This is a genomic window from Oleidesulfovibrio sp., from assembly GCF_047973035.1.
Lineage (GTDB): Bacteria > Desulfobacterota > Desulfovibrionia > Desulfovibrionales > Desulfovibrionaceae > Oleidesulfovibrio.
In genome coordinates, this window is record NZ_JBKEBF010000021.1 from 107,456 (window position 1) to 122,323 (window position 14,868).

12 protein-coding genes and 1 tRNA gene are annotated in these 14,868 nt (G+C 54.6%); 9 read left to right on the forward strand and 4 right to left on the reverse strand.

All coding sequences use genetic code 11. From position 1 onward, the window contains the following. Window positions 1-436: 436 nt before the first annotated feature. From infA to ACK5LI_RS07320, 3 genes are all read right to left on the reverse strand, one after another. Window positions 437-655: a translation initiation factor IF-1 gene (gene infA, locus ACK5LI_RS07310; RefSeq protein WP_011369287.1), complete on the reverse strand. Its 219-nt coding sequence runs from the start codon at window positions 653-655 to the stop codon at window positions 437-439. 78 nt (window positions 656-733) lie between these two features. Continuing rightward, window positions 734-810, reverse strand: a tRNA-Met gene (locus ACK5LI_RS07315). Window positions 811-930: 120 nt separating this feature from the next. Continuing rightward, window positions 931-1,602 carry a metallophosphoesterase gene (locus ACK5LI_RS07320; protein ID WP_416947731.1) on the reverse strand — a complete coding sequence of 224 codons (672 nt, stop codon included), beginning with the start codon at window positions 1,600-1,602 and terminating at the stop codon, window positions 931-933. A gap of 122 nt (window positions 1,603-1,724) precedes the next feature. Here ACK5LI_RS07320 and ACK5LI_RS07325 point away from each other — a divergent pair, with 122 nt between their 5' ends. Genes ACK5LI_RS07325 through ACK5LI_RS07350 form a run of 6 tightly spaced genes read left to right on the forward strand, consistent with a single transcriptional unit; the run spans window position 1,725 to window position 7,144 of the window. Next, on the forward strand, window positions 1,725-2,354 hold the full coding sequence (locus ACK5LI_RS07325) for a 5-formyltetrahydrofolate cyclo-ligase (RefSeq protein ID WP_416947733.1): 630 nt from the start codon (window positions 1,725-1,727) through the stop codon (window positions 2,352-2,354). Next, window positions 2,345-3,106 (forward strand): polyphenol oxidase family protein, encoded by a 762-nt coding sequence (locus ACK5LI_RS07330; protein ID WP_416947735.1) that lies wholly within the window; start codon window positions 2,345-2,347, stop codon window positions 3,104-3,106. Before ACK5LI_RS07325 ends, ACK5LI_RS07330 begins: the two co-directional genes overlap by 10 nt. A 10-nt stretch (window positions 3,107-3,116) precedes the next feature. Then, a complete protein-coding gene (locus tag ACK5LI_RS07335; protein ID WP_416947737.1) occupies window positions 3,117-3,953 on the forward strand; it encodes an aminodeoxychorismate/anthranilate synthase component II in 837 nt (278 codons plus the stop codon). Further along, window positions 3,925-5,451: a chorismate-binding protein gene (locus ACK5LI_RS07340; RefSeq protein ID WP_416947738.1), complete on the forward strand. Its 1,527-nt coding sequence runs from the start codon at window positions 3,925-3,927 to the stop codon at window positions 5,449-5,451. Before ACK5LI_RS07335 ends, ACK5LI_RS07340 begins: the two co-directional genes overlap by 29 nt. Next, window positions 5,448-6,260, forward strand: coding sequence for an aminotransferase class IV (locus ACK5LI_RS07345; RefSeq protein ID WP_416947741.1), 813 nt, complete (start codon window positions 5,448-5,450; stop codon window positions 6,258-6,260). Before ACK5LI_RS07340 ends, ACK5LI_RS07345 begins: the two co-directional genes overlap by 4 nt. Then, window positions 6,221-7,144 carry a substrate-binding periplasmic protein gene (locus ACK5LI_RS07350; protein ID WP_416947743.1) on the forward strand — a complete coding sequence of 308 codons (924 nt, stop codon included), beginning with the start codon at window positions 6,221-6,223 and terminating at the stop codon, window positions 7,142-7,144. The genes ACK5LI_RS07345 and ACK5LI_RS07350 overlap by 40 nt, the downstream gene beginning before the upstream one ends. 13 nt (window positions 7,145-7,157) lie before the next feature. Here the strand turns inward: ACK5LI_RS07350 and ACK5LI_RS07355 are convergent, their stop codons facing one another. Beyond that, on the reverse strand, window positions 7,158-8,339 hold the full coding sequence (locus ACK5LI_RS07355; protein WP_416947861.1) for a DNA polymerase IV: 1,182 nt from the start codon (window positions 8,337-8,339) through the stop codon (window positions 7,158-7,160). Window positions 8,340-8,522: 183 nt separating this feature from the next. On the opposite strand from ACK5LI_RS07355, the gene ACK5LI_RS07360 reads away from it, so the two are divergent. From ACK5LI_RS07360 to ACK5LI_RS07370, 3 genes are all read left to right on the forward strand, one after another. Beyond that, complete coding sequence (locus ACK5LI_RS07360; RefSeq protein ID WP_416947745.1) at window positions 8,523-8,951, forward strand: DUF3568 family protein; 429 nt, start codon at window positions 8,523-8,525, stop codon at window positions 8,949-8,951. A 465-nt stretch (window positions 8,952-9,416) separates the two neighbouring features. Then, window positions 9,417-10,745 (forward strand): metallophosphoesterase family protein, encoded by a 1,329-nt coding sequence (locus ACK5LI_RS07365; RefSeq protein WP_416947747.1) that lies wholly within the window; start codon window positions 9,417-9,419, stop codon window positions 10,743-10,745. Next, window positions 10,745-14,845, forward strand: coding sequence for an AAA family ATPase (locus ACK5LI_RS07370; RefSeq protein WP_416947749.1), 4,101 nt, complete (start codon window positions 10,745-10,747; stop codon window positions 14,843-14,845). The genes ACK5LI_RS07365 and ACK5LI_RS07370 overlap by 1 nt, the downstream gene beginning before the upstream one ends. The last annotated feature ends 23 nt before the right edge of the window (window positions 14,846-14,868 follow it).

Sequence of the window (14,868 nt, forward strand, 5' to 3'; positions counted from 1 at the left end):
AAGAAATTTTCTAACTGATACGAGAGCGGGGCTGCAGATAAAAAACTACGCGGGGCTACAGCTACACACGCCGCAGCAGCATACTGCCTAACATTAAAATTGACCTTTTCAGTTTTCGGCAGACACAGCAGCGTAATCTTGTTTAAAGAATACTGACAACAAGCAGCAACCTCCATCTGCTGTGTGCCGTAACATTATCCATACACCACTCTCCCGCCTCAGTTATCTGATTGTATCAACTGATGAGCTTACAACAAGGCTACCCGACAAGCATTCCGCAAAAATCTTCCGGCTCAAATGGCTGGCCTCATCTGTATGGCGGCTGATGAAAGCTACGTCAGCCCGCCCCACACGCGGCAAGGCCCGCTTTGCGAACAAAGCGGGCCTTGCCGATGCGCCAGACAAAAATGTCTGACACGCTGCTGCCGTAGCAGACCTACCGGGGACGGAAGGTAATACGACCGCGGGTAAGATCGTAGGGCGAAAGCTCTACACTTACTTTGTCACCGGGCAGAACGCGGATATGGAACTTACGCATTTTGCCGGAAATATGGGCCAGCACTTCGTGGCCGTTTTCCAGCTCAACACGGAACATGGCGTTAGGCAGTGCTTCCTGCACTACGCCGGTTACGGTAATGGCTTCTTCTTTAGCCATGTGTCCTCCGTTCATGCGACAGCTGTTCGGCTGCCGATAAAAAAACGAGGCCCCCTGCATATGCAGGGGGCCGATAATTGGTAGCGGGGGCAGGATTTGAACCTACGACCTTCGGGTTATGAGCCCGACGAGCTACCGAGCTGCTCCACCCCGCGTCACTCTCAGGTATTAGCCTTGCTGGTGCATCGTTGGGGATGCCTCAATCAAGGGAGGTAAGAAATACTCCTGACCCCCTTACCTGTCAACATATAATTTTAAAAAATGTTTTTTTCTATTTAAAAAAGCACCAACTCTGCAACCAATCTTTCAGATTCATTACGGATAACAGCGTATCCTCCGGATGAAAACGCTCCGGTGTTTATAACTGTTGTATGGCCTATCTGCTCCGTCCCCATGGCTTCATGGATGTGTCCAGTCAGGCAAACGTCCGGCTGCACGCGTTCAATAAACGCCCGCACAGAAGGACTTCCTACATGCACCCCGTTGGGAAGGCGGTCGCAGACATTGCCGACAGGCGGATTGTGCACCACCAGCAACAGCTTTTTATATTGTTTTACCTGCTGCCACCCCTGCTCAAGCCACAGGCCTATCTGTTCATCCGAAAATTCACTGGGAGTACCGAACGGCGTTGTAATAGAGCCGCCCACCCCCATAATGCCGACGCCTTCTGCAAGTTCACGGCCCTGAGCGTGCAGGTTGATCCCTTCATTATTCAGCCAGTCGTCAACTTCGGCCTTATCCATGTTACCTATCTGGGCAAGCACAGCGGGGTTGTATTCTTTCACAGCATCCACAACACGCTTTGCCACGGTCGCCCCGTCGGCAAGCGTCATATCGCCGCTGATGATGACGCCCTGCGCCTCACGGATGCCGCGAACATCCTTCAGGCGGTGTGTGCTTTCGTGCACGTCGCCAATGCCTATCCAGTATACGTCATTGCTTTGCATGGCATCCTGTTCCCTGCTAAGGTTCGCATCGTCCGGACGCGTAAACTCCGGCTGTCTTTACTGCAGCACAGTCCTACCGTCCGCCATGCTTCATACTTTTATACAAGAATACGATCAACGCAATGAGCAAGCAGCACCCAGACCAAAATCACGAAGCCTGTGCAGTGTGTGACAAAGCAGCACTGCGGCGAATGCTTATCACAAAGCGTACGGAACTCAGCCCCTCGCAGATCGCCTCCTATGGAGCCCGCGCCCAGCTGCACCTGCTGGAACACCGGTCGTGGCAGGACGCCCGTCAGGTACTTCTTTATATGCCGGTGCGCAACGAAGTGCCCACAGGCGCGTTATTAAAAGACGCATGGGCAAGGGGCATCGAAGTTTTGCTCCCCCGCTGCATTCCGCAGTGTGACGGCGAAATGTGCCTTGCGCCGTGCACGTGCGAAGGGGACTTGGTAGCCGGTCGCTACGGCATAGCAGAGCCTGATCCGGCAAACTGCCCTGCTGTCGATCTGGAAAGCGGCAGCTTTTCTCCGGACATTGCCATTATCCCCGGAGTAGGCTTTGACCGTAGCGGCACACGGCTGGGATTTGGTGCGGGATATTACGACCGGTTTCTCAGTCTTCCGGCGATGCAAAGCACACTTCTGATCGGGCTTGCGTATTCTTTTCAGGTGCTGCCTACTCTGCCTTCCGACCCGTGGGACAGACCCGTAACAGCACTCTGCACCGAGGAGGCACTCACATGGCTGTAACCATAATTCCTTTTCGCTTTCCCGGCATAGAAAACGTCCGCTGCGCTTTTCAGACACGACTTGGCAGCGCCGCCAACTCCCCTGCGGGGCAAGAATACGACGGTTCCAATATTTCGTATGACGTGGGTGACGATGCGGCACACGTAACCGCAAACAGGCACATGTTGCAAAAACAGCTGGGCTTTGACCGCTGGGTTGAGCTTAAGCAGGTACACGGCGATGTACTCGTGCTGGATTCACAGCCTTCCTCGTCCATCGACCAGCGCCCTGTAACAGAAGCAGACGGTCACTCTACGGCCAAAGCCGGTGATGCGCTTATCATCAAAACCGCAGACTGCCAGCCGATTCTTATTGCCCATGAATCCGGTAAATACATTGCCGGCTTGCATGCCGGTTGGCGTGGCAACCGCATAGGCTTTATCCAGAATGCCGTTGCGCGCTTCTGCGCTCATTATAATGTAAAGCCGCAGGAGCTGATGGCAGTCCGTGGCCCCAGCCTTGGCCCTGCAGCATCGCAGTTTGTCAACTTTGACACGGAATGGGGTCCGGCATGGCAGACATGGTTTGATGATAAAACCATGACCATGGACCTGTGGTCGCTTACGCGCCACCAGTTGCAGGAAGCCGGTCTGCAACCGCACCGTATTTTCGGCATTGACCTGTGCACGTGGTCTCTTAACGAAACATTCTTTTCGTATCGTCGGGTCAAGGCCTCCGGCAGGCAGGCCGCATTTATCTGGATAGAACGCTGAGAACCGCCATATGCTCCGGCTGCTGCTTTCTGACAACGACGACAGTTTCACACTGAATCTGGCGCACCTGCTGCATGCCGCCACTGGCTGTACGCCACATGTGATTAATCACCGCAGCCTGTCTTTGCTTTATGAAAACTCTTTCGGGGCAGCTGTGAAAGGCTGCAAGCGCCAACCTCCTGGCCGCGCAGACATTCCTGCCGGTATACACAACACAGGCACGGCAAATGCCAAAGCCGCAACGACTGAGCCGCACGCGGTTGAACCTTCCGAGTTCCTCGCAACTCAAACCGCAAGACTGAACGGTGATTTTCAGCGTTCAGACTCTGAGCTTACAGGCATGCCACAAACGCATTCCACAGTTGCAGCTGCCTGCAAGCCTGCACGATTCACAGCTGATAGCTCTCATGCCTCCCGGCTGAGAATGGAACATTTTGATCTGGTGGTCATCTCCCCCGGACCGGGCTCACCGGATGAATACCCTCATTATGCCCCGCTGCTGCAGTGCGGTATTCCGGTGCTGGGCATCTGTCTGGGTATGCAGATCATCAACAGGCATTTCGGTGGCAATGTACAGCCGCTGGCAGGTTGTGTTCACGGCAAGCCTGACACCGTAACCATGCAGGATGTCCAGCGTACCATCACGGTGGGACGCTATCATTCGCTGCACTGCACATCCGTCGGCAACGGGCTGGAAGTAACGGGAACAAACCCTCAAGGCATTGTTATGGCGCTACGCCACACGTCAGTCCCCATGTACGGCTACCAGTTTCATCCGGAATCATTTCTGACAGATCAGGGAGTATGGTGCATCCGCCATGCGCTGCGTTCTATGCGTCTCATATAATCCTCAGCAGCTGCCAGCGTTGCTGCAACACCTTGCAGATGCGTATTCGGCGGACATGCTGCTTTCCATGCCGCCGTGTGATGATGACGCACCGCGTGCCACAAGCGTTGCCCGCTGCACAGATTCCGACAGTAACAGCAACCAAACTACAGGCTCCGATACGTCCCTTTGCGCCGGCTCTAAAGCCGATGAGGGCAATACGGCAGCACCGGACGCAGCCCAGCTCATACACAGCTCAATCCCGCACCCCATGACAGAATCAAAGTTTATCATAGGGATACAGCCTCATGCTTCGCTATGCCTTGCCCCTGAGACAACGCGGGAGGCTTTGCATGCATTCTGTTACGGCAAAAACGGACCTGTCATCGGGTACATGTCATATACATACGGGCTGCTTCTGCACGGAGTTCACAGCCGCAACGCTACGGATTTTCCGCCGGGGATTCTGCGCCGCTACCGATATATCATTAAAGGCGACTCCCGCGCGGGTGAACTTCGCCTGCTGGCTGCAGACAGTGCGTCGAAAACATGCGCGACTACTGATCTTCACGGAACTGCATGCGTTGTAACTGAAGCATCTGACCGACTGGAAGGGCCGTCCGCAACTGAGCTTATTACCTTGTTGCAACGGGCCGACCTGCCGCCTGTCCGCCGCCATGTTCCTTTTGTTTCCGATGGCCCTCTTCGTCACTCACAATCAAAAAAAGAATATCTGGACGGAGTGCGCGCCACCCGTGCCCGCATTCAGGCTGGTGATACTTACCAGCTGAACCTTTCCATCAGGTTCGATCTGCCATTGCAGGACACGCCGGATACAACCGCTCTTTTTATGCACCTATGGCAAAAGCGGCCTGCGCCTTTTTATGCCCTGCTGCATGACGGACCACGGACAATTGTTTCAACCTCGCCGGAGCGTTTTTTACAGGTGCGTGATCGGGCTGTACTCACACAGCCCATCAAAGGCACGCTTGCCTTTGATGTCTGGAACGAGTCTCTTGTGGAAACGCTGACATCTTCGCCGAAGGAGCGGGCAGAGCTTTCAATGATTGTCGACCTGCTGCGTAACGATATTTCTTCGCGGTGCGAATATGACTCTGTACGGGTAGAGGATCATTGCAGCACCTTTACGGTAGACAGGCTTATACAGATGTACACGAATGTGCGCGGCACGTTGCGCAAGGGCTGCACTCCGTTGGACCTTCTGCTGGATGCTTTTCCCGGCGGGTCCATTACCGGATGCCCCAAACTGCGCACCATGCAGATTATCGATGCATTGGAACCGCATAGCCGCGACCTGTACTGCGGCAGCATTTTTTATATGGACGGGCCTGAATATCTTGACTCTTCCATTGCCATACGGACAGGCTGGCATGATGCGCAAACCCGATGTTTTTCATGGTTTGCAGGCAGCGGGCTGGTTATAGATTCTGTGCCGGAAAGCGAATACGCCGAAACCATCGCCAAAGCGCGCAAATTTCAGGAGGCTCTGCAACCATGACATATGTACGTGGCAACAAGGTTCTCGACGGGCCGCTTACCCAGCATGTGACAGACCCCGCCTTCCGCTTCGGCGTAGGTTTTTATGAAACACTGCTCTATAACGGCCGCCATCTGGTAAATGCTGCCGCACACCTTTCGCGCATTTCCGCTTCCATGCAGACATTTACCCTGCCATTTGAGCCTGTCGACCTGTATGCTGCCACCGAGATGCTGCTGGACCACCTGAGCCTGCGTAACCAGATGGCGCGCATAAATGTATTCTACACCTTGGAACAACCACCCCGTCAGAAAGCACAAACCAAGAGCAGCGCTACGGACCTCCTGATGGTGCCCACAGTCACAGCTGCCCCCTATACGCCCCCGCCTGCAGACAAAACATTCAGCCTGACATACGCGAGAGCAGTTATATCCTCAGCTCTGCATGCTCACAAAACCACTAATCATATGTTACACTACATCGAAAGACAGCATGCGCAGCAGCAATCCTTTGATGATGCCATACTGGTGGCGCATGACGGCACAATATTGGAAACAACAACGGCAGCGTTACTCTTCTTTGACGGACTACGGTTTACAAATTCACACACTACATATAGACTTGCAAGTACAGCAGAAGCTCTGGCAGCAAATCTTCTGGATATTACTTCAGCACCGTCAACGCCGGAGTATCTCAGCAAAAAGAAACATGCGTATGTATTGAACTCACTGATGGGCATGAGGCCAGTGGGCAGAATCGGGGACCACACGTTTACACCGGATTTTGACACATGCAACGAGGTTACGCGCCATATACAAAACGCCTTGTAGTCACCGCATCAGGTGACGCCTCATCTACCATTGCGTCTGCCATCGCACCTTGCAGTTCACTCACCCAAAAAGCAGCCTTTTTTTGCTGCTCGGTTCTGGCCTTTATCGCCACCAGCTTGCTCTTCCCTTTCACAAGTATTGCAATACCCCGTACAATAGTACTGGGAGCCAACCATTCTACTCCGCCTTATGTCATTGCAGAGACCCAAAAAGGTCTTGAAATAGAAATCATCAAAGCTGCAATGAACAGTCAGGGATATGATGTGACTTTGGTATTTGCCTCGCAGTACAGAATGGCAAGCCTGCTGAAATCAGGCAAGCTAGATGCCGTTACGCCTGTAACGACGAGCTCTATGCCAGAAGATACATACATTTCAGATTCGCATATAACGTACAGGAATATTGCCGTATCGCTGACATCACACAACCACACAATTCATACTATCAGTGATCTTAACCAGCATGTCATACTGGCATTTCAAAATGCAAAGGCTTTGCTGGGTGACGAATACCGAAATGCTGTGGGGTCATCCCCCCGTTACCTGGAAACGCCTGACCAGCAAAAACAAGTGCATTCTTTTTTTGTTCAGCAGGACTCTGTCATTGTTCTTGAAGAAAGAATATTCCAGCACTACATGCAGCAGCTGCCACCGGACAAGCTGACAGCCTATACGGTGCATAAACCGTTTCCTCTCACGCACTATCATGTCGCGTTCCGCGACCCTGAACTGCGCGAAATATTCAACATGGGACTGAAAGCGATAAAAAAATCAGGTGAATATGCCAGAATTACCGGCAACTACCCTCAGCAGTGCGAACACAACGACAGAACTCACGGCCCATTTCCCACAGGACAAAAAGCAGATTCACAACCTCTGCAGTAGCAGGTTCCAGTAATCACTTTTTCTTAAAACCGAACAACCGCCCTCTTACTATCGCCTCTGACCCGAATTTATCCCGTAGCGCATCCATCGCCTTTTCCAGTTTTTCGTTTTTTTCATCACGCTCAACATCAGGCGTGGCCAACGGCAGGCTCATCTGTTGCGGCCCCTGTGCGTACTGAGAAAGTCCTACGCCGATCAGCCGGACCTTTTGCGGCAGATCAAGCTCATCAAGCAAGGCGGCTGCGGTTTCATAAATTACACGGGTGCTGCTGGTCGGTTCCGGCAACGTGCGGCTGCGGGTGACATTTTTAAAATCCGCAAACTTCACTTTCAGGGTGACTGTGCGTCCGTTCAGTCCCATTCTGCGCTGATTACGCCCCACCCGCTCCGCCTGACGCAGCAGCCAGGTTTTAAGCAGCTCTTTATCGTCGGTATCTTCTTCAAAAGTGTTTTCTGCGCTTTCCGACTTTGCCTGCGTATAAGGCTCTACCGGACGCGAATCGATACCCTGTGCACGGGCAAACAGGCTGATGCCTCCTTTACCGAAACGACGTTGCCAGAACGACTCGGGGTAGCGGCCCACATCACCTGCAGTACGGATACCAAGCGCTTTCAGGTCATCTACAAAGCGCTTTCCCACGCCGGGAATACTTCCTACAGGCAGCTGTGCCAGAAAATCCGCAACAGCTTCCGGCGGCAAAACAAACAAGCCATCGGGCTTATTCACATCCGATGCAATTTTAGCCAGAAATTTTACAGGGGCCACGCCCACAGAACAGCTGAGACCTGTCGTCTGACGTACGGCAACACGTATGCGCTGCGCCATTTCTTCAGGCGGGCCGAACAGCCGCTCGCATCCTGTGGCATCAAGGTATGCCTCATCCACAGAGGCCTGCTCTACTACGGGCGAAAAGCCGCCGAGTACCGCCATAACTTTTGCGGACACTTCCTTATAACGGTGCATACGCCCCTTAACAAAAATACCACGCGGGCACAGGCGCTGCGCCTGCCATGACGGCATGGCAGAACGCACTCCGTACCGTCGGGCTTCATATGAGGCAGCCGCCACCACCCCGCGCTTGCCGCCGCCGACTATTACCGGCTTGCCGCGCAGTTCCGGATTATCCAGCTGTTCGACAGACGCAAAAAAGGCGTCCATATCTATATGCATTATACACCGCTGCCATTTGCTCATAGCTTGCAATACCAGATGCCATTCCGGCGGAAAAGCACGCACGGTCGTTATCGCCGCTCCGGTCAGCCGCTACAGTTTGCACGCCTGCAAGCCTCTATGCTGTTGACCGCGGGCAATAGTGCCGCTACACTTAAACATTATTACTTTATTATGCCTTTCTAACCCGATATTTTTTTACACTGTATGAAACGAGTCTTTCTCTGCTTTGTCATATGTGCCATGTGCGCTATGCAATCCGGTTGCGTGATAGCTGCTCTGGGCGTGGCAGCAGCTGGTGTTTCCACCACCGTTTCCGCCATGGACGACGAAGTATCGCATTCATACCCCTACCCCTACTGGTGCGTCTATCGCGCTACTCATGTGGCATTAAATGAAATGTCCATCCCCATCGACTCCATTGAACGCACCACAGAAGGGGATAAATTTTTTGCCACGACCAAAAAATACCCTGTGATTGTCACACTGCAGGAAGTTACCCCTTCGCTGGTAAATGTGTCTGTTTCGGCAGGTAACAATGTCTTCCAGCTGGATGCCGCAACAGGCAACGCCATTGTGGAAGGCGTAGAAGAAGTCATCCGCCGTTCGCTTACTGCGGGCCTGTACGCCCCCTAGCCTTTCGCCCCCACTGCTATCCGGCATTGCCATACATTTCTGGCCCCGATTCGCCAATAACCCGCCAGAAATCAGGCACTGCGAAAGAACATAAAACCACTTTCTTCCCTTACTGTTATTTCCCGCACCTGCTTACCTGCAGGGTCTCTGCGGCTGCTTCTATGGGGTATTCCCAAACAGACCTTGGCCTTTCGAATTTGATGGCATGAAGTGCCCTATATTGTCTAAAAGGCAACGCGATTTCTAAGTACAACTCCTGCTATGATACCGTCTTTTCCGCCACCCTGCCCCTAGCGGTCACCACCTTCTGTCCTTCCCGCATTATCATTATGCGCCCTCACCATCTGAAACGGCTTAACCCCATACCCTGCACCATAGTCATGCGTTTCCCTCCGGCCCGTATCGTGCTAGTCTTCCAACCGGCCAATACAGGTACAGACAACCCGCAACCCAAATCCGAGCACAATGACATCGTTACGTTTTTTCCACGCTGCCGACCTGCATCTGGATACGCCCTTTAAAGGGCTTGAGTCACAGACACCGCACATGGCAGCCATGCTGCACGAGTCCACATTCACTGCCCTTAACAGGCTTGCAGAGGCCTGCATTGCCCGCAAGGCAGACTTTCTGCTTATTGCGGGCGACATATACAATCACGAAGAAGGCAGTCTGAAAGCCCAGTTTGCCCTGCGTGATGCCTGCAAAAAGCTGGATGATGCGGGCATCGGAGTTTTTATAGTGCATGGCAACCACGACTTTGCGGGCAGCCGCATATCGCGCATGCAGTGGCCGGATAACGTAACTATTTTTGACACAGGCACAGTGCAGACGGTTTCTGCTGTACGCGACAACACAGAAATCGCTGTCATTCACGGCATCAGCCATGCGACTCAGAACGAACGCGCCAACCTTGCCAGACGATTCAAACGTGACGAAACGCGTGCGGCATTGCCTCAGATAGGGCTTTTGCACTGCACCATCGCATCGGTTGCCAAGGCAGACAGATATGCCCCCTGCTCCGTGGAAGATCTGGCATCCGTCGGGCTGGACTACTGGGCTCTCGGGCATGTTCATGAACGCCAGACAGTTTCCCGCACTCCTCTTACTGTTTACCCCGGCAATATTCAGGGATTGCATATTAACGAATCCGGCCCCCGCGGCTGTTACGAAGTCAATTACTCCGAGGCAGAAGGCTTTACCCTTACGTTCCATCAGCTCGGGCCCGTACTCTGGCAACACCTGAACGTCTCCATTGACGGTGTAGACACACTTGACGGGCTGGAAGCACACATTCATGACGCAATAAGCCAATGCTGCGCACAGGCCGGGGCACAACAGGATGCCGATGCACTGGCAGATGTTACCGCCCTGATGCTGCGCCTTGAGCTGACAGGGCGGGGACAGTTAAATCAGCCTCTGCATGCAGAAGGCGGCACAGCCGACCTGACAGAACGCCTGCGGGAAAGCTGGAACGATGCGCGCCCGGCGGTATGGATTAAAGATATCCTGCTGTCATGCAGGCCGGAGGCGGATATTGAAGCCTTGCGTAACGGCGACGACCTGCTGGGCGAAACACTGCGCCGCATCAGTGCGGCCAGAGCCGCTCTGGATGGGGCCTCACAAGAAGAAGCCGCAGCAGAAGCTGTTATGGATGACCTTGCCAACGGGCCGCTGGCTCCGCTCTTTACCAACCAGCAGGCCAAACGCCTGCTGGATGCGCCGGATGCAGACTATCTGCGCGAACTGCTTGATACCGTCGAACTGACCTGCCTTGAGTTGCTGGAGGCCCGCTGATGCGTATCCGCTCTTTTCATATGAACGGCTTCGGCATCTTTGTCGACCAGAACGTCGAAGGGCTGGCAGACGGTGTTAATCTGTTTCTTGGCAACAACGAGGCAGGTAAATCCACCACGTTGGGCTTTTTCCGGACCATGCTGTTCGGCTATCCCGCTGCGAACAATAAGGCAGAAATTAAATATACCGCCTTTCGCGGCGGAGCAGAGGGTGGCGGTCTACTGCTGGAAACAGACAGCATGGGTACGTTGCGCCTGCAGCGCAAACCGGGCACCCACGGCGGGCCGGTAACGCTGACCACGGCAGACGGCAAAAGCCTGCAGCCTGACCTGCTGGATAAACTGCTGGGCGGCGTCACACGCGAATTATTCCGCACCGTATACGGCTTCAGCCTGACGGAACTACAAAACCTCGACTCGCTGGACGAAGAAAAAGTCCGGCACGTATTGCACAGCGCCAGCTTCGGGGCCGGTTCGCGCCCTGTGGGCGAGGTGCTTAAAGACTGCAATAAAAGCCTTGATGACCTCTTCAAACCACGCGCCTCAAAGCCCGTTATCAACACCCTGCTGAAAGAAATTAGCGAGGTGCGGTCCGAACTGCGCACCCTGACGGCAGGGACTGCGGCATACGATGAAAAGCTGGCCCGTGCCGAAGAGCTGGAAGCAAGGCTTGCCGCTTTACGCACACATATAGAGTCCACTCATGCAGAGCTAGGCCTTTCACGCCGCAAGCTGGCGCAGTGGGAACGCTGGACTGCCCTGCAGGAAGCTGAAAACCTGCTTGCCGGAGAATCCCCCGTTATCAGCACTTTTCCTGCGGATGCCCTAACCCGCCTTGATGCGCTGCAACGTGAAATCGCAGAGCGCAAGCAGCACACCGGAAAGGCACAGGCAAGCCTGCGGCAACTGACCGATCAGCTGGACCAATCCCGTCCTGATGCAGCGTTATTACAACAAGCCGCAGCAATTCAGGCGGTTGTGGAAAGTAAAACCGCATACGCGGAAAACCTGCGCGGACTTACAACCTTTACAAACCGCAAACAGGACCTGCGCGGCAAACTGGACCACCTGCTGGCAACGCTTGGTCCAGACTGGACACCGGAGCGCGTACAGGCTTTTGATCTTTCTTTGTTCACGCGCGAGCGCATTGACAGGTTCGGCACCGCACTTTCCGATGCCAAAGCGGCATGTAACGATGCCCGGCGCGTACTTACTCTTGCTCTTGCCGCAGATGCGGAAGCCGCCTCTCAGGAAAAACAGGCCCGCGACGCGCTGGAAGCATTGCCTGACTCAACAAAAGCCCCTGATGAAAACGCCGCTTCCAGAATAATTGCCGGACGCGACCGCATGGAAGGCATTGTCCGTAACCTGCCCACAGCAGAGCAGACAATACAAACAGAAACATTACGCCTGAAAAATGCTGTTGCCGACATCAGCCCTGTCTGGACACCGGAAGCCCTGCACACATTCGACACGTCCGTTCCTGCACGTCAACATGCAGGGCAGCTTGCCGATGCCTTTGGCAGTGCAGAAGCGGAATACACCGGCAAGCTTCAGCAGCACGACTCTGCCCGCACAACGGCAGGGCGACTGCATGAGAGATATAATGAACGCAAAGCTGCACTGGACAGCCTGCCGTCACACGCCACAGCCGAAGGGTTGAAGGAACGCCGTACGCTGCTGCGCAGGCTGCGTGAGGCGTTGCACAAGGCGGACATGGCAGAAGCCGCACACACAGCCCTTGCGGAGCGACTGGCAGCCCTGCCTGCCTTGAATCCCGTGGCAATGACATGCGGCGTTATCAGTCTTGTTGCTGCAGCAGCACTACCCGTATGCTGGCACATTGCCCCGCAGGTGCTTGCTCCGCTTGCCGCCCTGCTGCCTTCAATTCAGGCAGTCTATGCTATCACAGCCTTGCTTGCCGCATGTGGCAGTTGCCTTACCCTTTCAGCACGCCCCAAGCGCGATCCTCACCTTGAGCAGCTTCTGGGAGACGCTTCGGCTACTCTGGAAAAAGCGCGAGCCAATACAAATACCATAGCCGATGAGCTGCATCTGCCGGAAACGACTCGCGAAGCTGTGGATGAAGCTGAAGCCGAGCTTGAATACCTGCGTACATTGGTTGAAGAGCGCAACGCCCGCCAGCGGGAGGCTGATACGGCCCGGCGTGAACTGAACGAAGCCGTTAAAATGGAAACACAGGTGCAGGAAGCAGTTGCTACAGCACAGGAGCGACTTGAGTCGGCCCGTAACGCATGGGCGAACTACCTGAGCGACAACAACCTGCCTGATACGGTCTCTCCGTCAAGCATCGGCGATATTTTCAGCCGGGTTACCGCAACGTGCGAGCTTGCAGAGCGTCTGGACGCACAACGGCAGGCATTGAAGCACGATACAGCGGCATTGGATGAATACCTTGCAATTGCCCGCAGCCTGAGCGGACTGGAAGAACTGCAGCCTCAGGCCGATCTGCCTGCCCGCATCGACAGCTGGATTGAAGAATCCCGCAGGCAGGAACATACCCGTCGCCAACATGCGGAAGCCAAACGCCTGCTGGATGAGCGCATACAGGCAAAAGAGCGCAGCCGTCAGCGGCATAACGAGGCAGAAGCTGCGGCAAAGGCCGCAGACCAAGCCTGTCAGCAGATTCTTAGCCAGTGGCGTGAATGGCTGAAGGAGCGGGGTCTGGATACCTCCGTCATGCCGGAAACAGCCAGAGTGGCACTGGACGCCATTACAGAGGCCACCCGCGTCATACACGAACTGGAGGCGCTACGCCGCAGAGAGCAAGCTGTTTCGGAGCAGATACAGGCTGTGCTTCAGTCGCTTGAAAACATCTGCGCAGCTACCGGCCGCGCATGGCATAAAGACGAAGCCGCACAAGCCATAAACGGCCTTGCCACGGCGCTGGAACAGGCAAAAAGCGCGGCAACCAGACAGGAACAGCTTTCCTGTGCCCTGCCCGAAGCAGAACGAAATGCGAAGGAAGCGGAACAGTTGCTTGCCCACGCTCAGGCACGTTACGCCGAGTTGCTTTCCGCTGCTCAGGCACACGATGAAGAATCGTTCCGTGCACGGGCAGAAGCGTACAACAGGCAGGAAAATCTCCGCCAGAGCATTGCGCAGCTTACTGCGCAGCTACAAGCCGCGACCATCGACATTTTGCCGAAATCAGGCACCGGCAATGACCGGACAGGCATTGCCAACGGTATTTCTGCTTCACCGGAAAATGAACACTCTCAACAATACAACTCGGAACTAGTGGATGTCCACAGGGTTGGGGCTGACGGGATTGAATCCGGCATGGCTGAAATCGGTATAGAGAGCCAAGCTGTAACCAGAAAGGACAAGCCGGACGGGCAGATGCAGACAGACTCACTTGCCAGCCTGAAGGCCATGTTTGAAGAAACGACCCGCGACAAGCTGGAAGCCCGCACACAAAGCCTTGAGCAGGATCTCACAGGTCTTCGCAATGAAGAAGAAACCCTGCGCACAGACCTGCATGAGATCAAGGCAGCCCTTCGTTCACTGGAAACCTCCGACCAGACAGCACAGCTGCTGACACGGCGCGAAAGCCTGACAGAAACGCTGCGCCGGAATGCCCGCCAGTGGACAACACTGGCCCTTGCCCGTCATTTTGTGGAACAGGCGAAAAACACATTTGAACAGGAACGCCAGCCTGCCGTTATCAAAGCGGCTGCGGAGTTTCTGCAGATCATTACCGACGGGGCATACACGCATATCCAGACATCGCTGGAAGACAGCAGCATCCGCGCCGTAACCGCAAAAGGAGACGTGCGCCTGCCGCATGAGCTGAGCCGCGGTACGGCAGAGCAGCTCTATCTTGCTCTGCGGTTGGGTTATATCAGCAATCATGCCGCTCATGGCGAGCCTTTGCCTGTCATCATGGACGATATTCTGGTAAACTTTGATCCGCACAGGGCTGCATCCACTGCCCGTGCTTTTGCCCGTCTGGCACAGCGCAATCAGGTACTGTTTTTCACCTGCCATCCTGCCACGGCAGAAATGATGCAGGAACAAGCACAAAATACAGCTCTTTTTGCCGTAAAGGATGGTACAATAACCGCACAGCCCGTTTAGCAACCGTACACAAAGCGAGGCCC